The following is a 23673-nucleotide window of genomic DNA, read 5'->3' as shown; positions in this document are numbered from 1 at the left end:
TCATGCATCGCATGTATAAGTTTCTTGGTTATGGAATTTCTTCCTGCATTTGTTTTATTGGTCTTTATTTTAGCTCTTTTTCAGACCCATTGCAAATGACCTGGCACAACTTATTTTCACCGGCTTTGCCGGTTTGCAGTTTGGTATCGTCTCTGTTAGGGTAAGGAATAGATCGTGATTTGGACGAAAATATGGAATGGTAAGGTGTGTCAACCGTGAAATTATCAAGAAGATTAACGCAAATACTGGAGAAGATTCCACGCGGCAGCCGACTTGCAGATATCGGTTCCGATCATGCCCTGCTGCCTGTGGCTGCCGTAGAGAGCGGAGCTGCAATTCAAGCGATCGCCGGTGAAGTTAATCCCGGCCCTTATGATGCTGCTGTCAAGCAGGTCATCGAATCAGGGATGACGGATGTCATCAGCGTGCGAAGAGGAGACGGTTTGAACGTACTCTCAGCCGGTGAGGCCGACGTCATTACGATTGCCGGTATGGGCGGCAGCTTAATTGCAGCGATTTTGGACCGCGGCATCAATAAGCTGGAAGGCGTCCGTAGGCTGGTCCTGCAGCCAAATGTAGGAGAAGATATCTTGCGCAAATGGCTGTACTCCCATGGCTGGGTGCTGATCGAGGAATTGATCCTGGAGGAAGACGGCAAAATTTACGAAGTGCTGATCGCCGAGCCTTCGCATACAGCAGACATGACGAATGAGCAGGTTTACACGGAAAGAACGTTTGGAGACGGTGTCCAGCTATCCTCGGACTGGCTTTTCCGTATGGGACCTTGGCTGACGAAGTCCCCGAATCCGGTGTTCTACGATAAATGGAAGTCGGAGATGGAGAAGCTAGGGTATATTCTTCAATCGCTTTCGCGTTCAGATCTCACCACGGCAGCCGATAAGGCGAGTGAGATTCGATCGGATATCGAGTTTATTCAGGAGGTGCTGGCATGCTTGCCAAAGGACAAACGGTAATTCAATACATGGAGCAATTGGCCCCGAAGCACGTGGCGGAACCCGATGACCGAATCGGACTCCAGCTTGGAACATTGCAAAAGGACATTCGTACGGTGCTGATTGCACTGGATGTCAATGATGAAGTGGTGGATGAAGCCATCGAGCTTGGAGCTGACCTGATTATCGCGCATCATGCAATTATATACCGTCCGCTGAAACAATTGCAGACGGATACCCCAATGGGCAAGGTATACGAGAAGCTGATCAAACACGACATTGCGGTATATATAAGTCATACCAATTTGGACGTAACCGAAGGCGGGATGAACGATTGGATGGCGGAAGCCTTGGGAATCGAGAATACGTCGCCTATTCATGATATGCATAATGAACAGTTGTCCAAGCTGGTGGTATTTGTGCCGAAGAGCCATCATCAAGAGGTGCTGGATGCTGTGCTCGGCGCTGGTGCAGGCTGGATCGGAAATTACAGCCACTGCAGCTTCAACATCGAGGGCTTTGGCACCTATGTTCCGCGAGAAGGCAGTAATCCTTTTCTAGGTAAGGAAGGTAAGATGGAACGTGCAAATGAGGTTCGGATCGAGACGATTGTTCCTCATGCCATCCGAAATAAAGTGATCCAGGCCATGCTGAAGGCGCATCCTTATGAAGAGGTTGCCTATGATCTGTATGCGATGGATCTTAAGAGTAGATCCCTTGGTCTTGGCCGGGTCGGTAAGCTAAAGGAGCCGAAGACGTTGGCTGAGCTGGTAGACGTGGTAAAAGAGAAACTGGAGGTTCCTCATGTTCGTGTCGTAGGTGACCTCGACCGCACCATCCGCAAGGCGGCCGTCATAGGGGGCTCCGGAGGACGCTACATGATGAAAGCACTGTTCCGAGGAGCTGATGTGCTGGTCACGGGAGATGTGGATTATCATACAGCACAGGATGCCCTTGCAGCGGGACTTACGATCATTGATCCGGGTCATAATGCCGAGAAGATCATGAAGGTCAAAGTGGCCGAGTGGATGGAGCAGAAACTGCAGGAGCATAAGTACGAAACCCGGGTTGTCGCTTCCTGCATCAATACAGAGCCGTTCCAGTTCATTTAAAGAACAGCATTGTAAGTCATGGAAAAGAGTTCTCTTTTTGACACGTGACCATGAACATTACGTCGTCCAAGCTGGGAAATTAATCAGTTGTTGTTAATGTTTAATGGGTTGTGTACCGCTTCAAATCACTGTATAATATATAATGTTGTCCGGAAAGTTTGACAGACAATCGCTGGCGGCGTCAAAGCCGCGAGAGGAAAGTCCGGGCTCCATAGGGCAGGGTGCTGGATAACGTCCAGTCAGCGCGAGTTGAAGGATAGTGCCACAGAAATGGACCGCCGATGGCCGCCTTAGGGTGGCACAGGCAAGGATGGAACCGAGGTGTAAGAGACCCCGAGGAACGCTGGTGACTTCGTTCCTGGTAAACCCCACCTGGAGCAAGACCTAATGGGACGCAGTCTCCTTCGAGGAGACAGCCTTAGCCCGAGGCGCGTCCGGGTTGGTCGCTTGAGTCGATTAGTAATGATCGGCCTAGATAGATGATTGTCGCTCATGGTGGCAGGGTAGTTCCCGCTATGACCACGAAGAGCACAGAACCCGGCTTACGGAAAGCTTTCCCAACTGAACAACATATTGTTTTACGGATATCGCAATGGTACAAGCGCGCATTTTCTTTACATTCCTCATCAGGTGTGTAAAGGAAATGCGCGTTTTTTCAAGATATCAGAAAGTATAAACTTCGAAGCTTGGGTCTTCCTGATATCGCAAGAAAAACTTCCTCTAACCGTGGTCTGTCTTCTGAGAAAGTACGTCGATAGACGTTTTTCTTTTAGATATCAGAAAGTATAAACTTTCCTGATATCGCAAGAAAAACTTCCTCCAACCGCGGTCTGTCTTCTGAGAAAGTACGTCGATAGACGTTTTTCTTTTAGATATCAGAAAGTATAAACTTCGAAGCTTGGGTCTTCCTGATATCGCAAGAAAAACTTCCTCTAACCGTGGTCTGTCTTCTGAGAAAGTACGTCGATAGACGTTTTTCTTATGGTTTTGTGAAAATATTGGGAGTTCATCCGCCCTTTAAGGATAATCGTCCATACCAAATAGCCCTTTGGGTAATAAGCTATAATCATCAACGGAAAGGAGATGCAAAAAACATGTCTTGTTATAACGAAAATCCATGTCCTCCTGTGTCACCGATAGTGTGCGAACCGATCGTTGTCGTTAGAGACCACTATGTACCGCAAATTGTACCCGTTATTCATCCGATTAAAGTGGTGGATAAGATTCACTGTGTACCTGTAGAAAAACATGTATATACGTACAGCGAAGAAGAAGTCGTATCCGAGAAGGCAGGCTATGGCGGAGTTACCGTATCTGGCAAGCGTTCGAAGAAAGTTGCAGCACGTGCTAGCCGTTCCCGCCGCAAGAAATAAATGTAACGGCGCTTTGCCTCTGAGTATGAATAAAGCAGCTAACGCTAGCGAGTGAACTGTGACCCATAAGAAGGACACTTAAAAAAAGTGACCCTCTTGTGGGTCACTTGTGTTTTAATCAAGGTATAAGATGAGGGGCGAGATGAAGATGGGAAAATTGAAACGAGTAGTTTTTACAATAGAGCAGATGAGAAAATTGGAGAGAAACCCCAATGTACAGCACGTAACCGAATCTGCCATTACGTATACATCTGAGTTCAAACGTGCGGCGCTGCGAGCCTACAAGGAGGGGCAAACACCTTCAGAAATCTTCATTCGGGCTGGGTTCGACCTAGACGACATTGGTCATAAGAAGCCCAAACATAGCCTGAAGCGTTGGCGTGACACCTTCGACTTGTACGGTGAAGAAGGACTTGCCATAGAACGACGAGGTAAGGGAAGTGTAGGGCGAAAACCACTTGGCGAGCTATCGGCGGAGGACGAATTAAAACGAGCAAAAGCTAAGATTAAATTGCTTGAAGCGCAGGTGGACTTGCTAAAAAAGCTCGAAGCGCTCGAAAGGCAGAAGAAACACTAAAGCCCTCCGAGCGTTACGAGCTCATTTATCGCACGATTCGTGCATATGGAATGAAGCGTATGACTCGTTATTTGTGTAGGCTCGTCACTGTAAGTCCAAGCGGTTATTACAGATGGATTGCAGCCGAGGAGAAGCGTCAGGTTCGTATGGCAGCGGACGAGCAGGACATTCTCCTCATCAAGCAGCACTTTGAGGCCCTGAATGGTAAGGCAGGCGCACTCGTGATTAAGATGCGACTTGAGCAAATAAGTGGTGTTGTCATGAATCACAAGAAGATCCGCCGTCTTATGCGCAAAGCTGGCTTGGTCGCAACGATCCGTCAAGCGAATCCATACCGTAGGATGGCAAAAGCTACACATGAACACAAGACCTGTCCGAATCTGCTTCAGCGGCAGTTTGACCAAGGAGAGCCTGAGAAAGTGTTTCTAACTGATATTACCTATCTGCGATATGGAAACGGACAATGGGCCTATCTTTCCTGCGTCAAGGATGGAGCTACTAGGCAAATCCTCGCCGAGTGCGTTGGGGCCACGCTTGAACTCTCACTAGTCGAACGGACACTTCAACGTCTACTAGCGCGACTAGATGGTAACATGCATCCAGAAGCCATATTGCACTCCGACCAAGGTATGCACTACACGCACCCTAAAACACAGTTGTTCATTGCCAGGAACGGCATGAAGCAATCCATGTCACGCCGTGGGAACTGCTGGGATAACGCCCCCATGGAATCATTCTTCGGTCATATGAAAGATGAGGTTGATTTTACGGATTGTGAATCCATTCATGAAGTCAGGATGCGTGTTGCTGATTACATAAGTTACTCAATGCTGAGCGATACCAATGGACATTAAAAAAGATGACCCCTGACGAATTCAGAGGCCATCTGCTTGCTAGTTAAGTTCAGGCTGTTTTTTTATAAATCCTCCACAATTGGGGTCACAGTTCAGAGGCGGAAGCTGCTTTATTTCGATTATTTTATTCCTTTGAGCTGTTTAATTTGCGAAGCTCCCGCTCCAGATTCCGAAGCGTTTGACCTGGCCACATTTGGAGTGGGACTTCGGGCGCGCCAACCGATTTCAAGGATTGGAAAATATCAATCTGACCATGACCGTAATATTTATCTTTTCCTTTATCGCCAAGATCGACCGCTTGGTTTATCATGGCGTCCATGACTTCCTGATTGGTCAGGTCAGGGTTAAGGGAACGAATGAGACCGGCCATGGCAGCTGCGTGGGGGCTAGCCATGGAGGTTCCGGATAGAGCCGCGTATTGATTCCCTGGAAAGGTGCTTGCAATATTGGTCCCTGGAGCAGCCACGTCGATATAATCGCCGTAGTTGGAATATTCCGCCCGCTTCTGATTGGAATCCGTTGCGGCGACGGCCAGCACTTCCGGATAGGCGGCAGGATAACCAGGGCGCTCCGTGTTGTCATTGCCTGAGGCGGCAACAAGGACAACGTCACGGTCATAAGCATATTTCACGGCATCATGCAGGAACTGGGAGTCCGCATAGTTGCCTAGACTCATATTGATCACCTTGGCTCCGTGATCTGTCGCCCAAATAATCCCTTCTGCGACGGCATAGGTTGTTCCTGATCCGGATCCGTCAAGCGCTTTGACCGGCATGATTTTGTTGTACCAGCTTACCCCGGCAACACCTTCACCGTTATTGACCAGGGCTCCAATGATCCCGGCCACATGCGTTCCATGACCAACATCATCCAAGGGCTGCTTGTCCTTATCTACGATGTTGTACCCCTCCACCAACTGCCCATTCAAATCGGAATGCTGAAGATCCACTCCCGTATCAACCACTGCAATGATCACGTCTTCACTGCCCCTGGACAAATCCCAGCCCCGGTTCGTCTCAATGACGGGCAAATTCCACTGATACTCAGAAAACAGCAAATCATTCGGGATATTGACCTGCGCGTTCGCTCCATCGGGTAAGGAATCCGAGCTTACCCTGGATTGATGGATGCGATCATTGGTTAAATAGATGTAGTGGGGCTCGGTATATTTGGGTTTCCACTTCTGCTCGAAATAGGAGCGGAGTTTAAGGTAGTCCATATCCTTGGAACGGAAAACATAAGCATAGCCAAGTTTCCTCGGAGTTTCACACGATATTTCCTTAGAGATATCGAGGAGCTGCTGCTGTGACGGCTCATTTTGAAAGGACACCACAATTTCATTTTCGTAAAAGTGACTGGCCTTTTCATTATCATGTCCGGTTTTGACGGTGATGTCGGAGAGGGTATCCGCATGAATGGATTCGACCTTGAATTTTCCTTCCTTTGGGTACGGAATTAATCGCAGATTCCGCTTCTGGTGATTGCTTACTTCATGCAGTATGCCTTGATTAACCAAAGCAGCGGCGCCATATTTGCCATCCTTGGACGGCTCGGCAACAACAAAATAAGGCTGTCCCGCGACATTGAACTTGGGTGAATCATAAGTTTCTCCCCGTTTAAGTTTCTGCTGCGCGATTTGGAAATGATCGGTAATCAGTTTTTTATCTTTTTTGCTCATTTTGGGAAGCAGACCCTGTATATCTGTCATTGTGTTTTGCTTAAGGTTATACCACCGTACTTGCTGAAAATGCTTGTGAAACTTTTGTTCTTTTTGCGTATAGGCTTTTATTTGACCTGGGCTGCGCAAAGCGTTATTGTTCAGCATCCTGCGCAGATGACCTTTTGCATCAATACGGTTTAGTTGATCCGTTGCCTGGATATCGCTTTGCATAGTAAAGTGCTTGGCCTTGTTCTCCTCTTGGGGCCTTAAAGGCTGTACCGGTTCAGCTGTTGGAGCAGGCTGTTTCGAACCGGGGATGAACAGTAAGATCAGAAGCGCGCCAAGAACTGACGCTGCACCTAGGATGCTCCATAGGGTACGAGATTTCACAAGTTTTCCTCCTCGCCGCATTTCATGATTTAAGTAGTCTTAGCGTGGGAAGAGTGAATCCTTTTTATGCGTTCCATTTCGTGATAAAACGGATGTGAGTTCGCAAAATGAAATGTACTAAAAATAACCGTGTAAGTGTATTCATGATAGGGATTTCGTTATCCCAAAATTTGTGTTAGGATAGTACATATTATAATGACCGCCAGGTTATATGACCTGTAGGGTCACGACCATTTAAGGGGGATCTATCGTAATGCCAGCAGACAATCTTCAGAAATTATGCTCAGAGTCCAGAGAAAAGTTGAAATCTGCTATTTCGATTATGGAAACGTTTTTGAACGAACATGCTTTATCCCAATTGGTAACGGAACAGGACGAGGAAACCGTTCATTTTTACAAAGGATTTCTGTCGGATGTTCGCCATTTGCTTGTGTTTTCTGAAGTTTCCTATGAGAAGCTAGGTGTTGTACAGCGTCGCCCTAATTTTGATATCGATTTTGCCGAGAAGGCTTTGTATAATTTGTATCACCGCTGTGTTAACAGTTTCTTCTATCCCAAAAATGAAAGCTATTCCGAAGATGGTCGTTACGCCTATACCGGACAGGATGCGATCCGTTTCCGGAAGAAGCCGGTTCGTCCTGCCCGTGATGTCATTATGAACATTACCAAGATTTATGAAGAGCTACGTGATGATCTTGCTTATTACGAAAGCGATTATTTGACGGAGCGCCGTATGCAATCAGAGAAAAGTCACGCTTAACATATTAAGGAATACTCATGAGATGCCAACCATTGGCATCTCTTTTTGCGTTTTGCTGCTTAGGCACCAACTGACAATCGTTCTTGTGCATACCGGCAGTAAACTAAGGAAAAAATGTTGACGAGGTGATGCTAAAATGGCCAACGAAGCCAAACCATTAGTGAAGTGCAGTGTCAGCAATTGCCATTACTGGGGAGAACAAAACTTATGTCATGCCGAGATGATTATGATTGAAATTGACCGTCATGCGAATGTGAAACTCAATGAAGAGTATGGAGCAGAGCCTTACGTAGACGACCATCAGGATGTTGCTGACAAGTCTTCCGAGACCTGCTGTTTGACCTTTAAGCCGAAGGGCTGACAGGAAAAAAGCCGGATAAAGTCCGGGTGCTGGGCACTTTAGGATGATGGAAATGGAGGAAGCACGTTTATGGATAAAAAACATCGCAAGCACAAAATGAAGGTTGTTGAAGGCAAGCGAAACAGGGTAGACTTCCCGCGCAAAGATCATCGTGAAGAATATGCAACTGAGGTTGCTCCCCCTATGGATGCCTCAACACGAAGAGCAGACGAGGATAAAGCAGACGTTTCTACCGGACGTACTGTCGGATATGTGGGCTTGGTATTGGGCATCGCCTCCTTGTTCATGTGGTCGGTTATCCTGGGGCCCATCGCAGCGGTTGTTGGATATTACGCGTACAGCAAAGGCAGCAGAACGACAGGCGCGTGGTCGATCGGACTCGGCATACTGGCAACGCTCAGTTATTTTATCTTGATTCCTTTCAGTAGGTAATTCATTTTGTAATGATGTGAATATGGGCGGGTCAACCAGTGAGTGGTTGATTCGCTTATTTTTTTGCCGAATAGGTCTAGCAGATTGTTCCAGTTCCATGATAAAATAAAGGACAAGTTTGAAATTTTGCTGCAGAAAGTGAGTTAAACGATGCAAATAGACCCGATATCATGGAAGCAAATGACGGATATACCACAGATGAATACGAATTCCACCGAGTCGGCAACCGGATTTGTCAATGTGCTGAGCAGCTTGCTTGCCGAAGATTCCACCTCCAAGCCGGTTGAACGTTCCATGACACAGCTTGCGCCGGGAGTAACCTTTAAAGATGGACTGTTGTGGCAGCAGCTAGGAGCTGTAGATGAATCCGCCTCGTCTATACCAATGGAGGGGGTCGTGCATGACACGGGGGCAACAAAGCCAACAACCTTTGAGGATTTAATTACAGCGGCAGGGGAACGGTATGGAGTGCCGGTATCGCTGATTAAAGCGGTCATCGATGCGGAATCCTCCTTTAATCCGAATGCGGTGTCCTCTGCGGGGGCCAAGGGCCTGATGCAGCTGATGGACGGCACAGCAAGGGGACTTGGGGTAAGAAACCCTTTTGATCCGGCTCAGAACATCGAAGGTGGTACTAAATATCTGTCCAATCTGATTCAGCGGTTTGGCGGAGAAAAGGCTATGGTACTTGCAGCGTATAATGCAGGTCCAACCCGTATCGCCAATATGGGTGTATCCAGTGATGAAGAGCTGATGTCTGTTGCTCATGAATTACCTGAGGAAACACAGGCATACATTAGTAAAGTCATGAACGCTCAATCAAAATACACTTTATAAACCCGCTTGGGGATAAATAGTAACCTGATAGAGGATCAAACGATAAGCGCCACTTTGTCCGATTTAAGATGGAGTGCGGCTTTACCGTTTGGTCTTTTTGTGTAAATATAAAGGTCTGGAATAATAAGTTCTACAACGTGCAATGCGTATGATGGAAAGGGGAATTTACCTTGATATATTGGGATCACGCTGCAACGACCCCTCCTTATGATGAAGTAGTGGACACAATGGCTGAAATCATGAAAATGCATTATGCTAATCCGTCAGCGCTTCATCGTTCAGGCGAGGCTGCCTCTAAACTGCTGAAGAAGGCAAGAGAGGTGTGTGCAGCCGCACTGGACGTTCAGCCTACGGAGATCGTATTCACATCCGGGGCAACCGAAGGCAATAACATGGCGATTAAAGGGGCTACGATGCAGTACAGCAGCCGGGGTCGGCATATCATCACGACCGGAACAGAGCATCCTTCCGTATTTGAATGCTGCAAACAGCTGGAAACGCTGGGATGGGAAGTGACCTATCTCCCGGTGGATGCCGCCGGCGTGGTGGATCTGGCTGCTTTGACGGAAGCTGTGCGCAAAGATACGGTGCTCGTCAGCATCATGCATGTCAATAATGAGACGGGGGCCGTCCAGCCGCTGGCTGAAGTGGGGCGTATCGTCAAGGAACGAAATTCACGAACGCTGCTGCATATCGATGGCGTACAGGGATTTGGCAAGCTGCCGGTTACTCTTTCCCAGTGGCAGGCCGACTTATACAGCCTGTCTGCACATAAATTCAATGGCCCGAGAGGAATGGGCGTGCTGTTCATTAAGCAAGGCGTGCAGTTGTTCCCGTTGGTATCGGGCGGATCACAAGAGAATGGGCACCGGGCAGGAACGGAGAATGTTGCTGGAGCCGTAGCGATGTCGAAGGCCATGCGGTTATCCAGAGAACGCCAGCCCGAGTTTTATGCAAGGATGACGGAATTAAGGGAGCTTCTGCTCCAGGGCATCGACAAAATTCCGGGATTGGTGTTAAACAGCAGTGAGCAGAGTGCGCCACATATCCTTCATTTTTCTTATCCGGGATTAAAACCCGAGGTGATGGTCCATGCTCTGGAAGAGATGGGCATGCTCGTATCAACCAAATCCGCTTGCTCCTCTAAATTAAGCGAACCCAGCCGGGTCCTGTTAGCGATGGGGAAGGACATGGACGTTGCTTCCTCCGGAATTCGTATCAGTCTTGGCAAAGAGCATCAGCTGGGCGATGCAGCGCGACTAGTCGAAGTCTTGGCAAAAGTATGCGGGAACCTGCGTCCCATTATAGAAAGAGAGGGTAACCGAAGATGACTTACGATAAACTGCTGCTTCGCTTTGGCGAATTTACCCTAAAAGGCAAAAACCGCAACCGATTCGAGAGATCGGTATTAAATCATATTCGAAGCGTGCTCAAACCGTTTCCGGGAGCAAAAATCGTAAAGGAATACGGCCGCTTGTACGTCGAGCTTAACGGGGAGTCACCCGAGGCTCTGATCCAAGTTCTAAAAAAAGTATTTGGTCTTGTTTCCATCAGTCCGGTTCGCGTATGCCCTTCCGAGCTTGACCGCATTATCGAAACAGCGATTGATTTTGTGGGACAGAAGGAACTGGCTGACCCGTCAACCTTCAAAGTCAATGCGAGAAGGGTGTGGAAACAATTCCCCCACTCCTCGCAAGAGATGAACCATTTCGTCGGATCGCCTTTGCTGCGAACATATCCACAGCTTAAAGTAAAGGTAAAGCAGCCCGATATGGAGCTTCGCGTGGAAATTCGGGAGAACGAGACGTATTTGTATTATGAAGTAATCCCAGGCGCCGGCGGGTACCCGATTGGTACGAATGGGAAGGCCATGCTGCTCCTCTCAGGGGGGATTGATAGTCCTGTAGCGGGCTGGTCGGCCATGCGCAGAGGCCTTGAAATTGAATGTGTACACTTCTACAGCTTCCCTTACACGAGCCAACTGGCGAAGGAAAAGGTAATGGAGCTAACCAGGCTGTTATCGGGCTTCACCGGCAAAATTAAGCTGCACCTGGTTCCGTTTACCGATGTACAGACTTCATTTGTCAGTATCGGCCAGGATAATCTGATCATTACGTTTATGCGCAGAGCGATGTTACGGATTGCTTCCTCGCTTGCGGAGCGGGAAGGCGCATTGGCTATCGTGACGGGAGACAGTCTCGGACAAGTTGCCAGTCAGACGCTGCCGAGTATGAATGTGATCGGCAGAGCCACCGAGCTGCCGCTGTTGCGGCCGCTCGTTATGATGGATAAGAACGATATCATCAATATCGCGATGGACATCGGCACATTCGAGACATCGATTTTGCCGTATGAGGATTGCTGTACGTTGTTTGTGCCTAAGTCGCCCACCACCAATCCGAATTTGAAGATCATCGAGAAGGTGGAGGCTTCCATTACCGAGCTACCTGCACGGATCCAAGTTGCGATTGACGGTACGGAGACTGTGATCATAACCCCGGAAAGCAAAATCGGCGAGCTAGGCGAGAAGCATGCGGGGGCCGTGGTAAACGAAGAATGGTTCTAATCGAGGTTCAAGCGAAGGTCAACATAAACAACACCCCAAAGCTTCTTGGAAGCCTTGGGGTGTTGTTTTTATCGCGCTTATGGAGTTTCAATTATGACTGGGTAGATGACTTGCGGCGCCCGGCAGATCTCTTTCTCAGATGACCTGCAGTCAGCACACCGATAATGATGGCAGCTATGAAGAGATATTTTATAAGCTGATGCGCTTCGAAATATCCCAGAAAATGCTTCTCTTCGGTAATCATGGAGGACGCCGTGTACGCAAGCACCGCAGAGCCTACATAGATAATCCATGGGAAACGGCTAATCAGTTTGATAAACAATGTGCTGCCCCATACCACGATGGGTACACTGATGAGCAGGCCTAGCGTTACAAGGATCACATTGTGTTTGGCTGCGCCTGCAACGGCAATGACATTGTCAAGACCCATAGCAGCGTCGGCTACAATGATGGTACGAATGGCAGCACCAAGGCTTTTGCCAGCTTTTATATTGTCGTGGTCATTATTGTCGTCGGTCATCAGCTTGTAGGCAATGCCAATCAGGAGTACACCTCCCACAAGCAGCAACCAAGGGATGTTAAGCAGCCAGACAACGAGGATGGTGGCAATGATACGAAGAATAACAGCTCCGGCAGTGCCGTAGATAATTGCTTTTTTCTGGGTTTCCTTCGGAAGATTACGTGCGGCAAGACCGATCACAATGGCATTGTCCCCGGCCAAGATCAGATCCAAAAAGACAATGTTGATTAATGCAAGAAAAAATTCAGCGGCTGTGGTTTCCATGAATGTCACTCCTCTTAGAATGCGGTTCCACCATTAAACAAAGTGGATTAATTATAGGCCTATTTTTCCCGTTGTGCAAGCATAGCCTGGACCATTACCACATATGTGTAGAGTGGGGGTGTTGTTCTAGTGGAGACGATTTTTTTATTGGGACAGATATTGATGATCAACCTTGTACTCAGTGGCGACAATGCCCTGGTTATCGCGATGGCCAGCAAAGACCTTCCCGAAATACATCGCAGACGGGCGGTCTGGATCGGGACTGCAGGGGCTGTTCTCTTACGGTGTATTCTGACTTTTTTGGCGGTGTTGCTGCTGAAAATCCCATTTTTGCAGGCTGGCGGCGCATTACTGTTGATCTGGATCGCAGTCAAACTCATGATGCAAAAGGAACATGACCGTGCAAGCTTGGCCAAAGCTTCAACGATATGGGCCGCTGTCAATACAATTTTGGTTGCCGATTTCGTGATGAGCCTGGATAATGTCTTGGCCATTGCGGGGCTTGCAAAAGGCGATCTTTCCTTGATTGTCATCGGAATATTATTAAGCATTCCCATCGTTGTATGGGGAAGCGGGATGATCTCAAACCTGCTTCACAAATTTCCCGTGCTGCTTTACATAGGTGCCGGCATTCTAGCTTTTACAGCAGGTGAAATGCTCATACAGGATTCTCGCGTAGGGCTGATTCTGGCTTACTGGATGCCTTATGCCCACAATCTGCTGCCCATTGTCATTGCAGGTGCTGTCGTACTCATTGGCGGATTACAGACAGTAAGACGGCCAGGTATGTAACGGGATTTTACTTCAACAGCCTATTCGCGTAAACGGGAGTGTTTAATCCAAAAATGGACGACTGTCTTGTGCAGTTGTCCATTTTTTGTTAGCTTCATGCAGGTATATGAGGCGGGCCTAGGTTATTTCAAGTGGAACAGCTCGGGATATGGTTTTTTTTGTCGGTTTGGGCTAAAATTAACGTAACTGCTTCTTTTAGAAACCGCTATTTTTGGTGATACATATATTGAAGAGAGGGTGATCAAATGTCCTCCAGAAAAGATTTGGCGTTGGGTATATTCATCGTTGTTGCTGGAGTCGTTATTTTGCTCGGTAAGCTTGGTGTGTTTGGATTTCTGGGAAGAACGTTATGGCCGCTCGTCCTGCTGCTGCCGGGTATTTTTTTGCATATCATGTTTTTTGGTCGCCGTGCATCTGCCGCAATTCTTATTCTAGGCGGTATTCTGACGGTATATGGCCTTCTGTTCTTCATATGTAATATCGGGGGATGGGGACTGATGGCTTCATTATGGCCTGTGTTAATTCTCGGTGTGGCTGTCGGCTTGTATGAATATTATCTGTACGAGAGCCCGCGACCTGGCGCAGCGCTGCCGGTTGCGCTTGGACTGACGATGCTTTCCGTTTTGATTTTCATCTTCACCTGGCTTGAGACAGGGGCGTTCTACATTATTGCCCTGATCTTAATCGCAGCGGGCATTTGGATGATCTTTGGCCGCAATCGTTCCGGGCGCAATAATAAATGGAGCAGAGGTTGGTAATTAGTAAGAGGTAAAAGTTGCTGGAAGTTTTCTGAAAAGACTTGATTTTCCCGCTCGTTTACCTATATTATAGGATGTATGTTGAAGCGTCGGCATGTCGTCCGGCGCTTTCTTTGTGGCTCATTCGAACAGAAGGGATTTGAGATATATTTATGCAATCAAGAGATCAGATTCGCAACATTGCCATTATTGCTCACGTTGACCATGGCAAAACAACACTTGTAGACCAACTGCTGCAGCAGTCCGGTATTTTCCGGGAGCATGAGACGCTGCAGGAACGCGCGATGGACTCCAATGATTTGGAGCGCGAACGCGGAATTACCATCCTAGCCAAGAATACGGCTATTACGTATAAAGATTTCTTGATTAACATTGTGGATACACCTGGACACGCCGATTTCGGTGGTGAAGTTGAGCGTATTATGAAAATGGTCGACGGCGTTCTGCTCGTTGTTGACGCTTATGAAGGATGTATGCCTCAGACCAAGTTTGTGCTAGGTAAAGCTCTTGCACATAACTTGACTCCAATCGTCGTTGTGAACAAGATTGACCGTCCGGCCGCCCGCCCAGCAGAAGTGATCGATGAAGTGCTTGATCTGTTCATTGAGCTTGGTGCGAATGACGACCAACTGGACTTCCCCGTTGTATATGCATCAGCCCTAAACGGTACTTCAAGTCTGGATCCGGAGAAGCAAGATGATAACATGCTTGCTCTTTACGAGACCATTATTGACCATATCCCTTCCCCTACTGAGAAAGTGGACGAGCCTCTTCAGTTCCTCGTCACCTTGATGGATTACAATGAATATCTGGGCCGTATTGCCGTCGGCCGTGTGAACCGCGGTATCATTAAGCAAGGCCAACCGGTTACCGTTATGCTTCGTGATGGTTCCACCAAGAGTGCCCGTATCGAGAAGCTGTTCGGCTTCCAAGGATTGAAGCGGATCGAGGTTGCTGAAGCAGGTGGTGGCGACATCGTGGCGATCGCAGGTATCAAAGACATTAACATTGGAGAGACCATTGCGGATCCACAGAATCCTGAGGCATTGCCTGTCCTTAAAATTGATGAACCAACCCTGCAAATGACGTTCCTTGTTAACAACAGTCCTTTTGCCGGACGCGAAGGCAAATGGGTAACATCCCGTAAGCTGCGTGACCGCCTCTTCAAAGAACTGGAAACGGACGTAAGTTTGAGAGTGGATGAGACGGAGAGCCCTGATGCCTATATCGTATCGGGACGCGGTGAGCTTCACCTCAGTATTTTGATTGAGAATATGCGTCGTGAAGGTTATGAGCTTCAAGTATCCAAACCAGAAGTTATCGTTAGGGAAATTGATGGCGTCAAAATGGAGCCGATCGAACGTCTTATGATCGATGTACCAGAAGAAAGCATGGGTTCTGTTATGGAAAGTCTCGGAACACGCAAGGCTGAAATGGTGAACATGGTGAATAACGGAAATGGTCAAGTGCGTTTGGAATTCCTGATTCCCGCTCGTGGACTTATCGGTTACCGTACCCATTTCCTGACCTTGACACGCGGTTATGGTATTATGAACCACGCATTCGACAGCTACGGTCCGCTTATTGGCGGTCAAGTGGGCGGACGTCACCAAGGTGTGCTGGTTTCCACGGAGAACGGATCTTCAACGTTCTATGGCATGATGTCAGTGGAAGACCGCGGTACCCTGTTCCTGGAACCGGGAACTGAGATTTATGAAGGCATGATTGTCGGGGAGCATACCCGCGATAACGATATTGTCGTAAATATTTGTAAAGAGAAGCAATTGACCAACGTTCGTTCGGCAACGAAGGACGACACGGTTAAATTGAAAACACCGATTATTTTCTCACTGGAACAAGCGCTTGAATACTTGAACGATGACGAGTATTGCGAGATTACGCCGAAGTCCGTTCGTCTTCGTAAGAAGATCTTGAACAAGAGTGAGCGCGAACGTGCAGAAAAGCATCGTAAAATGGCGCAAGCAAATCTATAATAGATAGAGATCTACTTGTCCAAAAGGAGTGAACCTATCATGCAAGAATGGTTTGCCTCGCACCCACTCATCTCTTATATCGTGATTTTTGTGCTGATCACCTACGTTTACAACAAGGTATTCCGGGTGAAGCAGAAGCTCCCTCTGTTGAAGGAGATTCTCCTGTATATCTTGATGGCCTTGGGTTCGGCGATACTGCTTGTGTTTCAGATTGATAAGCTGCCGATTATCCAGTGCTTGTTAGTAGCTGTGGCATTGATGCTGATGGTGCGTATTCGATATTTTGTTGAAGATCGTCAGAAGAAGAAGGCTCAAACCGAGCCGAAGTCATAAGCTTTGTAGAAATTTAGCAACTCAGGTAACAACCATACGGCAACTTTTTGTCAGTCCCCATCGTTTATAAGAGAGAGAAGTCAACCAAGGTCCGGTAAATGCTTCGAAATTTGAAGCGTTTATCGGACATTCATCTAATTTGAATGAAATAAGGTGTTATGATATGAAACCTACTCATACCAATCTCCCTCCGAGAGCCAAAAATGGGGGGAAGGGCAAGAAACAGCCAGTTCCAAAAAAGAAAAAAAGCGCATGGAAATCATTTTTTAAATTCATTCTTATCGTCTTGTTAATCGCAGTAATCTCTGCAGCAGGTTATGCCGGGTACTTGCTCTTGAAGGGTAATGAGATCATTGAGAAAAGCGGGATTGATAAACCTGTAGCTCCAGGACAATCTGCAAAAGAAAAACCGATTACGGTGCTTCTCTTGGGAACGGATCATCGCCCGGAGACGGGAACTTACTTGACGGATGTGGTCATGGTTGCCACCATGCATCCGGAAACTAATACGTCGACGCTGGTTTCCCTGCCGCGGGACACACTGATTGAACTCGAAGGATACAAAGCGAGTAAACTGAACGCGTATTACCCAAGGTTTAAAGCGGCCTACAATGCTGCGGAGAAAAAGGAACCGGGCAGCGGCATATCAGCTGAAGAAGAAATGAAAGTTATGATGAGCAAGTATCTTGGCGTTAATATCGACTATGTAACGGTTATCGATTTCCAGGGATTCCGTGATGTGGTGGACACATTTGGTGGCGTAGATGTTAACGTTCAATACAATATGTGTTACCGCGATACTGCCGACGGGACCGACATTAACCTCACTGTGGGTCCTCAGAAACTGGATGGCAAGAAGGCGCTGGATTATGTTCGTTACCGTAAATCGAGTAAAAGCTGTTCGCCGAAAACGAAGGAGTCAAGCGATTTTGAACGTAATGCTCGCCAAAGCGAAGTATTGCATTCCCTGCTCGATAAGATGAAGACGCTTGGAGGCGTTGCGAAGGTGGGCAATGCTCTAGATGCGGTCAGCGATAACATGACCACTGATTTCGAGCAGGAGCAGATTCGAAATTTGATTGCGACTTATTATGATATCGGAAAAGATGATGTGAAATTCATGCCGGTTACAGGCAATTGGAAGAGCCCTTATGTATATATAAGCAGCAGCGAACTGGATGCAGCTAGACAAGCGCTGAAAGACGAGCTTGCTGGCAAGCATAACGCCGGCGAGCAGGGGACAGAAGCGGATTCTGCAACAACTCCGTGACAATTGAAGGCAAGTTTTATTGTATGCTATAATACAATGTATCAGATGGAGATCATTGTACAGGAGGCCGAAGGCATGTCCTACCTTATGATGCATACGACACACCCATTGATCTGTAATCGGCAGACGGATAAACCTGCCCATGCATTTGTTCGAGCAGATTCCATTTGGGGATGGGAGCCTTTCAGATGTCATCCTTCTGATTCCATGTCTTCTCAGGCGTGTTCATTCGACATGGGTGTCAATTTCACACCAAACAGGCTACAGAACTCCGAATATGATACGGGTCATGTCACTGGCGAAGCAGAAATGCTCGTTAGTCGCGTTGTTATGACCTTAAAAAAAGCCCAGTGAGCTTCACTGGGCTTTTTTGTATGAAATTTGGGGTTAGGTGACAGGCAAACTCGGGTTATGACAGGATTTGTCTTATGCTGATTCGTGAGTTTACCTTCAAGAAGTTCTATTTATTATGGTGCGGGTTGGCTGGTGCATTCCCTCGGTTATTCGGTTTAACCGAGGGAGTACCCTTTTGCTGTACATTCCCGTCTCGCGGCGTTACATCTTTAGGCAGCTGAGGAATGATGCGACCTACGATGTCAGCAAGTTCACTGGCAAGTCCTGAAACAGGATGCCCCTCCTGAATATGCCGACCAAGATCGGCAATCCGGTTTGCAACGTCCACATCGGCCGTAACAAGTGCATTGGCACCTGCCGGATCGGCTTGAAGGGCTTCCGCGACTGTGTATTTTATGGTTCCGACTTCCGCACGATCTAAATTTCCATCTACATTAAGTCCAACAACAGCCGTTTTTCCCATGACAACACAGTTCGCGTTTTTAACGCCGGGCACCCTCTCGGCAAGTGATTTCAGGTGATTCGCGGTTGTAGCGTCGACTCGTCCGTTGTTATCATTTACGTTGCCAACTCGTCCCGTATTCGTGTTATCCGGAGTCCGGCCGTCTACATTGTTAGTGGTATAACCTCTGTTCCCGCTCATGTTGTGAACACTGTTAGCAGTAGTACCATTGGTTTTACCACGAGGAGAGGGTGATGCATTGTGATTGGCGGTCCCGCAGCCTGCGAGCAACAACACCGTTAGCATTATGGATAGAGCAGCTCTCATGGATTGATCTGTCCTTTCGTAGTAGAGTTCACTAAATGACTTCAGTCGCTACGCTTATTATGTCCGGGACAGAAAGGTTTATGTGTGTACCTGATGAAGAAGCAGTGGAGGGATAAGATGAAAAAAATATTTGTGCTGGATACGAACGTATTACTTCATGATCCTCAGTCGATTTATGCATTCGATGAGCATGAAGTCATCATTCCTGCGGTGGTTCTTGAAGAGATTGACTCGAAGAAACGAAATGCGGATGAAATCGGCCGCAACGCCCGTACGGTCTCCCGATTACTTGATGGTATAAGAGAACAAGGCCATCTTCATGACGGAGTTCTTTTGGAGAACGGCGGGACGTTGAAGGTCGAGCTGAATCATCGCAGCTTCGTCAAGGTACAGGAGTTATTTAGCGAAGCATCCAACGACAACCGGATTTTGGCTGTCGCGTTAAATTATAAATTGGAGGAGGAGCCGAAGGAGGGCGGAAGACCTGTCGTTCTGGTCAGCAAGGATGTGCTTGTTCGAATTAAGGCCGATGTGCTCGGATTAACGGCACAGGATTATCTATCGGACCGTACAGCCGATCCCAGTGAATTATATCCTGGATTCTCTACCTTAAAGGTTCACCCTTCGGTGATTGACGAATTCTACAGCTATCGTTATTTGCCGATTAAACCTCTTCAATTGTCTTATCCACTTTATCCCCATGAATTTGTTATCCTGAAGGATGAGATGGGGTCAGGAAAGTCTGCCCTCCTTCATGTAAATGAGGATGCAACTAGATTGGAGCCCCTTCATTTAAGCAATGAACCTGTTTGGGGCATCAGCGCCCGTAACGCCCAACAGCGTATGGCGATTGAGCTTCTTCTGAATGACGAGATTCCGCTAGTCACCATTACCGGGAAGGCCGGAACGGGAAAAACCTTGTTGGCTTTGGCAGCAGGCCTTTCCAAGGTGGAGGATGAGCATAAATACAAAAAACTGCTGATTGCGCGTCCGGTCGTTCCAATGGGGAAGGATATCGGTTATTTGCCTGGCGAAAAGGAAGAGAAATTAAGACCATGGATGCAGCCGATATATGACAATCTGGAATATTTGTTCGACACCAAAAAATCGGGTGATATCGATAAAATATTGATGGGGCTTGGCAGCATCCAGGTGGAGGCTCTGACTTATATCCGGGGCCGCTCGATACCAGGTCAGTTCATCATTGTGGATGAGGCCCAGAACTTATCCCGTCATGAGGTCAAGACGATTGTTTCCCGGGCGGGAGAAGGGAGTAAGGTGATCCTGATGGGAGATCCGGAGCAGATTGATCATCCTTACCTGGATGCTGTGAGTAATGGGCTAACCTATGTGGTTGAACGCTTCAAGCAAGAAAATCTGAGCGGGCATATTACGTTGACAAAAGGGGAACGATCCAAGCTGGCTCAGTTGGCTGCCGACTTGTTGTAATATATATTTCCCGAGAAATGATAACGCAAAGTAAATTGTATGATAAAGACTGTTCAAGACTCATAGGACAGTCTTTTTTCCTTCCCATCGTTAATTAGTAAAATATGGACTAGATAATTAACAAAAAAGATAGGACAAGAGCACTAGAAGTTTGGTAAAATAAGGGCGTGCGACTATTGAAGGAGTGAAGATGGGATATGAAGCGGAAGAAATATTGGTTCTTATTTGCCATTTTACTGTTGTCTTTATCCAGTTTATCTCCCAGCTTTGACTTCACTCACCATACTAGACGAGAGCCCCCGGGGGATGAACCGAAACCTCCGCAGCAAAGACCGGAGGTACCGGAGACTGATCTGGGCCCGATCAAGGTCGGTGTTCAGTTAAACCCGGATGAACTGAGACAACTTAAAGCTCTTAATGAGCTTTTTATGGAAGAGACCGGTGCTGAGATTGAAATCACGCCTCTGGAAACGAGTGAAACACAGAAAGAGTCGTTTCTGCTCGAGATGTCCCTTGGTGAAGGGCCTGATATTGTATTAACGGATTCACACCTTATTAAAGCGCTTGCAATGAGTGGCTGCTTACTGCCTGTTGATGCTTCTCAAGGCACAATGCCAGGCGAAGATATCTTGAATGGTCTTCTGCCGCCGCTGCAGTGGAACGGGTATCAATGGGGAATGCCGTTTGATATAGACCCCTATATTATGACTTGGCAGACCAAGGGAAAGGGCGGCGAACCATTTAAAGTGCCAGAGAGCCGTCAGGCGTGGCAGGAATATTTGGAGCGGCATAAGGTAAGCCCTGTCCTCTCATTTGACTGGAATGATCCTTATGCGTTCGGTGCGGCGGTTCATTTGCTCGAAGGTGATCCCTCCAAGCCGGATCAAGAGGTGCTCGATATGCTGATTCGCAATCATGGAAGAGTGACAGAATCAGCGCAAGGATCGACAGAGGCAGACGTTAATGGCGAAGAGTCGACCATCTCCGGTAAGGTGGAAGCAGCCGTGGTCATTGGGCCGTATTCGAGCTTTTCAGATCAAGAGGACGTTGGAGTGTCACTTGCATTGGCAATGGGGAAGGCGCATCTGGATACACCGGTTGTCCGAACTCGAAGTTTTGCGGTTGCCGCACACACGGAATCATCGGCGCTTGCCATGAAATGGATTACGTATATGACTGGCAAAGCGATGCAGCGTGAATGGAGCAGAGCGGCAGGAACGCTGCCCGTTATTTCCGAGTTGTATGTCATGGGTACAAACCTAAGTGATCGGGGCATTTGGCAAAAAGCGGCCGTTCCAGCCCAGGTGCTGCTCTCTCGAAATGAGCCGGCCGCTTTGAATTTTGGTGATTCGGAAGGTTTTCAAACATATAGCCAAGCAGCAAATCGATTGCTGCTTGGCGAAATCACGATCCAACAATATATGGAATTGTACTCGTCTCCTCAACCTTAAAAAAGCTGCCCAAGTGAAGGGCAGCTTTTTTCTATAAATCCAGCTCCATTTTGACCACTAATCTTTGATCTTGGCTGGATACCTGTGTTGCTTTTAAGAAAGACACCAACTGTTTAGGATAAAAATTCATGTCGAATTCGTCCTGCAGGGCTTTGCGCGTGGTGTCAGGCAATTCCAGTCGATTGAATACAAGTTTGTCGACTTGAAACATGATGGCATTCTCCGGTTCGTTGATCACGGTGTATTTTCCTTCAATCAGCAGCGACAGATTTCCGCTCTCACCCGAAGCTATTACTTTTCCATCGTTAAAATGGAAAGCAAAACTGTTAAAGATTTCATCTTCGGATCTTAAAAATGCGTTGAGATCGTCTTCATGGATATCGATGGTGTACTCCTTGCCGTTTGTTTTCAGCATATTCTTACTTCCTTGGACGAATTGCGGCAAGTTTTCCATGGCGTTAGCCAGAGCCTGGAAATGGCGCTTTACTTCGTACAGCCCCACGTTCTCCCAATAAAGGGTGAATTCCTCAATCAACTTCTTCATAGCATCCGGGTTGCCGCTGGCTGTCAGTGCTCCGTCAACCTGCTGTTCAAGCGCCAGCACTCGTTCACGCTGCTCGACAAGGCTGTCCTTTACTTCGGCGAGTTGAGCAGTATTGCGTGCCGCTTCAGCCTGAGCGGAGGCAAGGGAGCGATACTGATTGTTATATACCGCAAGTGTATCCCGGTCATTTTGAATGATCATATCGTAAAAGTCCATGATCCGGAATAAACCGGCTAAGTCTTTTGCAGACAACAGCATAAAGAATAAATGATCACGTTCACCCATGTAATAAGACCGAAGAACAGCTCCAGCCCGATCGCGCCGGTCTTCGATACGCAAGCCCATATCCTGAATTTTGATTTGCAATTCGCTCTGAAGTAGCTGCAATTCGGCGATGCGTTTGGTTATCCGTTCGATTTCATGGTCGATCTCCACGATGGAGAGACTGTCCTCCAGAAGTTTGCGTGCCTCTTCCGAATCAGGCATAACCGGGCTTACATCCTGCTCGGAATATACCAGAGCGGGAGTCCCTATGAAGCAGAATAACAGGGTTATACACAGCATGACCGGGAGGAGAGTTTTTTTTACTCGTACATTCAAACGGGAGTCCTCCTTGAATGGTTGTTAGTCGAAAGGATTCCAACCACTGTCTGTCCCTTCATTTTAACCAATATATGACGTATACGACTTAATTATCAACCTTCAGGCACTAAAAAAGCGATCTGGCCGCTAAAGCACCTGATCGCTCTTTTAAGTACTCTCGTTCTCTAATTGCAAGGAGAATCCACCAGCGGGCCTCTGTTTGTCCAGGTTGAGCGCCGGTGGATTTCAAGCATCGCTTGCACCATTTACCTATTAGAGTGGTTTGCCCATAATGAAGACCGTCCAATAGCTAAAGCCTGTGAAGGTCACGATCATATAAGCCCAGAAGAGAAGAATATAGGTTCTCTCCGTGAATTTCAAATATCCCAGGATCACGAAAAATGCAGTCTGCAGGAAGAAAAGCAGTGCCATTTCAATATGATCTCCGGCAAAGGCCATCAACCCGATAGTCAGGGTGAAAAAGCCAAGGACTCGAAACATCCGTGCCACGATTATATCCTCCTCTCGTATGTACGCACATAATGCTGCTATCAACATTATAGCGTTATGGCAAAAACGTGTAAACGCCTAACTCAAGAAAACCCTTTATTTTTTATTATTAACCAGAAGTAAGACATTGAATTCGTGAATAATTTGGACGAATCTCCCCCTTTTCCCTTCGTAAGAGTATGATCTGTATTCAAAATGGAAATACATT

21 protein-coding genes, 1 other RNA gene and 1 pseudogene are annotated in these 23673 nt (G+C 47.5%); 18 read left to right on the top strand and 5 right to left on the bottom strand.

The genetic code is table 11. The annotated features are described in order from the left end of the window. The first annotated feature begins 215 nt into the window (after positions 1-215). The 5 genes and pseudogenes from AB4124_RS11810 to AB4124_RS11790 all read left to right on the top strand — a co-directional run bounded on the left by AB4124_RS11810 (position 216) and on the right by AB4124_RS11790 (position 4916). Positions 216-974 (top strand): tRNA (adenine(22)-N(1))-methyltransferase, encoded by a 759-nt coding sequence (locus AB4124_RS11810; protein ID WP_441972960.1) that lies wholly within the window; start codon positions 216-218, stop codon positions 972-974. Beyond that, on the top strand, positions 950-2065 hold the full coding sequence (locus AB4124_RS11805; RefSeq protein WP_441972958.1) for a Nif3-like dinuclear metal center hexameric protein: 1116 nt from the start codon (positions 950-952) through the stop codon (positions 2063-2065). Before AB4124_RS11810 ends, AB4124_RS11805 begins: the two co-directional genes overlap by 25 nt. A 153-nt stretch (positions 2066-2218) precedes the next feature. Beyond that, an RNA gene (gene rnpB / locus AB4124_RS11800) (RNase P RNA component class A) lies at positions 2219-2625 on the top strand. Positions 2626-3159: 534 nt separating this feature from the next. Beyond that, positions 3160-3438 (top strand): hypothetical protein, encoded by a 279-nt coding sequence (locus tag AB4124_RS11795; RefSeq protein WP_441972956.1) that lies wholly within the window; start codon positions 3160-3162, stop codon positions 3436-3438. 157 nt (positions 3439-3595) lie between these two features. Beyond that, positions 3596-4916, top strand: a pseudogene (locus AB4124_RS11790) (IS3 family transposase). Positions 4917-4993: 77 nt separating this feature from the next. Here the strand turns inward: AB4124_RS11790 and AB4124_RS11785 are convergent. Beyond that, positions 4994-6919, bottom strand: coding sequence for a S8 family peptidase (locus AB4124_RS11785; protein ID WP_441972954.1), 1926 nt, complete (start codon positions 6917-6919; stop codon positions 4994-4996). A 253-nt stretch (positions 6920-7172) separates the two neighbouring features. Here AB4124_RS11785 and AB4124_RS11780 point away from each other — a divergent pair, with 253 nt between their 5' ends. From AB4124_RS11780 to thiI, 6 genes are all read left to right on the top strand, one after another. Beyond that, positions 7173-7679 carry a YpuI family protein gene (locus AB4124_RS11780; RefSeq protein WP_006209041.1) on the top strand — a complete coding sequence of 169 codons (507 nt, stop codon included), beginning with the start codon at positions 7173-7175 and terminating at the stop codon, positions 7677-7679. A 136-nt stretch (positions 7680-7815) separates the two neighbouring features. After that, positions 7816-8040 (top strand): DUF1540 domain-containing protein, encoded by a 225-nt coding sequence (locus AB4124_RS11775; RefSeq protein ID WP_006209042.1) that lies wholly within the window; start codon positions 7816-7818, stop codon positions 8038-8040. A 69-nt stretch (positions 8041-8109) separates the two neighbouring features. Further along, positions 8110-8472: a hypothetical protein gene (locus AB4124_RS11770; RefSeq protein ID WP_430112704.1), complete on the top strand. Its 363-nt coding sequence runs from the start codon at positions 8110-8112 to the stop codon at positions 8470-8472. Positions 8473-8622: 150 nt separating this feature from the next. Continuing rightward, the gene (locus AB4124_RS11765) at positions 8623-9309 is read left to right on the top strand and encodes a lytic transglycosylase domain-containing protein (protein ID WP_076320605.1); all 687 of its coding nucleotides are present in this window, start codon (positions 8623-8625) and stop codon (positions 9307-9309) included. Positions 9310-9479: 170 nt separating this feature from the next. After that, positions 9480-10640, top strand: coding sequence for a cysteine desulfurase family protein (locus AB4124_RS11760; protein WP_441972950.1), 1161 nt, complete (start codon positions 9480-9482; stop codon positions 10638-10640). Beyond that, positions 10637-11875, top strand: a complete 1239-nt coding sequence (gene thiI, locus AB4124_RS11755; RefSeq protein WP_441972948.1) for a tRNA uracil 4-sulfurtransferase ThiI — start codon at positions 10637-10639, stop codon at positions 11873-11875. The genes AB4124_RS11760 and thiI overlap by 4 nt, the downstream gene beginning before the upstream one ends. A 91-nt stretch (positions 11876-11966) precedes the next feature. Here thiI and AB4124_RS11750 read toward each other — a convergent pair whose 3' ends face one another. Beyond that, complete coding sequence (locus AB4124_RS11750) at positions 11967-12659, bottom strand: TerC family protein (protein ID WP_430112710.1); 693 nt, start codon at positions 12657-12659, stop codon at positions 11967-11969. Between the two features lie 129 nt (positions 12660-12788). On the opposite strand from AB4124_RS11750, the gene AB4124_RS11745 reads away from it, so the two are divergent. From AB4124_RS11745 to AB4124_RS11725, 5 genes are all read left to right on the top strand, one after another. Beyond that, positions 12789-13451, top strand: a complete 663-nt coding sequence (locus AB4124_RS11745; protein ID WP_441972946.1) for a TerC family protein — start codon at positions 12789-12791, stop codon at positions 13449-13451. Between the two features lie 245 nt (positions 13452-13696). After that, entirely contained in the window at positions 13697-14209 is a 513-nt protein-coding gene (locus AB4124_RS11740; protein ID WP_441972944.1) for a hypothetical protein, read from the top strand. 152 nt (positions 14210-14361) lie between these two features. Then, positions 14362-16203 carry a translational GTPase TypA gene (gene typA, locus AB4124_RS11735; RefSeq protein ID WP_076320611.1) on the top strand — a complete coding sequence of 614 codons (1842 nt, stop codon included), beginning with the start codon at positions 14362-14364 and terminating at the stop codon, positions 16201-16203. A 39-nt stretch (positions 16204-16242) separates the two neighbouring features. Continuing rightward, entirely contained in the window at positions 16243-16536 is a 294-nt protein-coding gene (locus AB4124_RS11730; protein ID WP_076320612.1) for a YlaH-like family protein, read from the top strand. A 163-nt stretch (positions 16537-16699) separates the two neighbouring features. Then, the gene (locus AB4124_RS11725; RefSeq protein WP_430112716.1) at positions 16700-17806 is read left to right on the top strand and encodes an LCP family protein; all 1107 of its coding nucleotides are present in this window, start codon (positions 16700-16702) and stop codon (positions 17804-17806) included. A 460-nt stretch (positions 17807-18266) separates the two neighbouring features. On the opposite strand, the gene AB4124_RS11720 is transcribed toward AB4124_RS11725, so the two are convergent. After that, on the bottom strand, positions 18267-18908 hold the full coding sequence (locus AB4124_RS11720; protein WP_430139176.1) for a YhcN/YlaJ family sporulation lipoprotein: 642 nt from the start codon (positions 18906-18908) through the stop codon (positions 18267-18269). A 138-nt stretch (positions 18909-19046) separates the two neighbouring features. Here AB4124_RS11720 and AB4124_RS11715 point away from each other — a divergent pair, with 138 nt between their 5' ends. Both AB4124_RS11715 and AB4124_RS11710 read left to right on the top strand, forming a co-directional pair. Next, positions 19047-20378: a PhoH family protein gene (locus AB4124_RS11715; protein WP_076320616.1), complete on the top strand. Its 1332-nt coding sequence runs from the start codon at positions 19047-19049 to the stop codon at positions 20376-20378. 197 nt (positions 20379-20575) lie between these two features. Then, positions 20576-21829, top strand: a complete 1254-nt coding sequence (locus AB4124_RS11710; protein ID WP_441972941.1) for an extracellular solute-binding protein — start codon at positions 20576-20578, stop codon at positions 21827-21829. Positions 21830-21860: 31 nt separating this feature from the next. On the opposite strand, the gene AB4124_RS11705 is transcribed toward AB4124_RS11710, so the two are convergent. Further along, the gene (locus tag AB4124_RS11705) at positions 21861-22973 is read right to left on the bottom strand and encodes a coiled-coil domain-containing protein (RefSeq protein WP_441972939.1); all 1113 of its coding nucleotides are present in this window, start codon (positions 22971-22973) and stop codon (positions 21861-21863) included. Positions 22974-23228: 255 nt separating this feature from the next. Beyond that, positions 23229-23465: a DUF2626 domain-containing protein gene (locus AB4124_RS11700; protein ID WP_006209059.1), complete on the bottom strand. Its 237-nt coding sequence runs from the start codon at positions 23463-23465 to the stop codon at positions 23229-23231. Positions 23466-23673: the final 208 nt, after the last annotated feature.

This window comes from Paenibacillus sp. 2KB_20, assembly GCF_052115765.1.
Taxonomy (GTDB): Bacteria; Bacillota; Bacilli; order Paenibacillales; family Paenibacillaceae; genus Paenibacillus_AQ.
Note: the sequence above shows the minus strand (reverse complement) of the source record. Positions and strands in the feature narration are given on the sequence as shown.

Coding starts and splice junctions, on each gene's coding strand:
- AB4124_RS11805 (WP_441972958.1), top strand. CDS start 950: ATGCTTGCCAAAGGACAAACGGTAATTCAATACATGGAGCAATTGGCC.
- AB4124_RS11795 (WP_441972956.1), top strand. CDS start 3,160: ATGTCTTGTTATAACGAAAATCCATGTCCTCCTGTGTCACCGATAGTG.
- AB4124_RS11780 (WP_006209041.1), top strand. CDS start 7,173: ATGCCAGCAGACAATCTTCAGAAATTATGCTCAGAGTCCAGAGAAAAG.
- AB4124_RS11775 (WP_006209042.1), top strand. CDS start 7,816: ATGGCCAACGAAGCCAAACCATTAGTGAAGTGCAGTGTCAGCAATTGC.
- AB4124_RS11770 (WP_430112704.1), top strand. CDS start 8,110: ATGGATAAAAAACATCGCAAGCACAAAATGAAGGTTGTTGAAGGCAAG.
- AB4124_RS11765 (WP_076320605.1), top strand. CDS start 8,623: ATGCAAATAGACCCGATATCATGGAAGCAAATGACGGATATACCACAG.
- thiI (WP_441972948.1), top strand. CDS start 10,637: ATGACTTACGATAAACTGCTGCTTCGCTTTGGCGAATTTACCCTAAAA.
- AB4124_RS11750 (WP_430112710.1), bottom strand. CDS start 12,659: ATGGAAACCACAGCCGCTGAATTTTTTCTTGCATTAATCAACATTGTC.
- AB4124_RS11740 (WP_441972944.1), top strand. CDS start 13,697: ATGTCCTCCAGAAAAGATTTGGCGTTGGGTATATTCATCGTTGTTGCT.
- typA (WP_076320611.1), top strand. CDS start 14,362: ATGCAATCAAGAGATCAGATTCGCAACATTGCCATTATTGCTCACGTT.
- AB4124_RS11730 (WP_076320612.1), top strand. CDS start 16,243: ATGCAAGAATGGTTTGCCTCGCACCCACTCATCTCTTATATCGTGATT.
- AB4124_RS11725 (WP_430112716.1), top strand. CDS start 16,700: ATGAAACCTACTCATACCAATCTCCCTCCGAGAGCCAAAAATGGGGGG.
- AB4124_RS11720 (WP_430139176.1), bottom strand. CDS start 18,908: ATGCTAACGGTGTTGTTGCTCGCAGGCTGCGGGACCGCCAATCACAAT.
- AB4124_RS11715 (WP_076320616.1), top strand. CDS start 19,047: ATGAAAAAAATATTTGTGCTGGATACGAACGTATTACTTCATGATCCT.
- AB4124_RS11710 (WP_441972941.1), top strand. CDS start 20,576: ATGAAGCGGAAGAAATATTGGTTCTTATTTGCCATTTTACTGTTGTCT.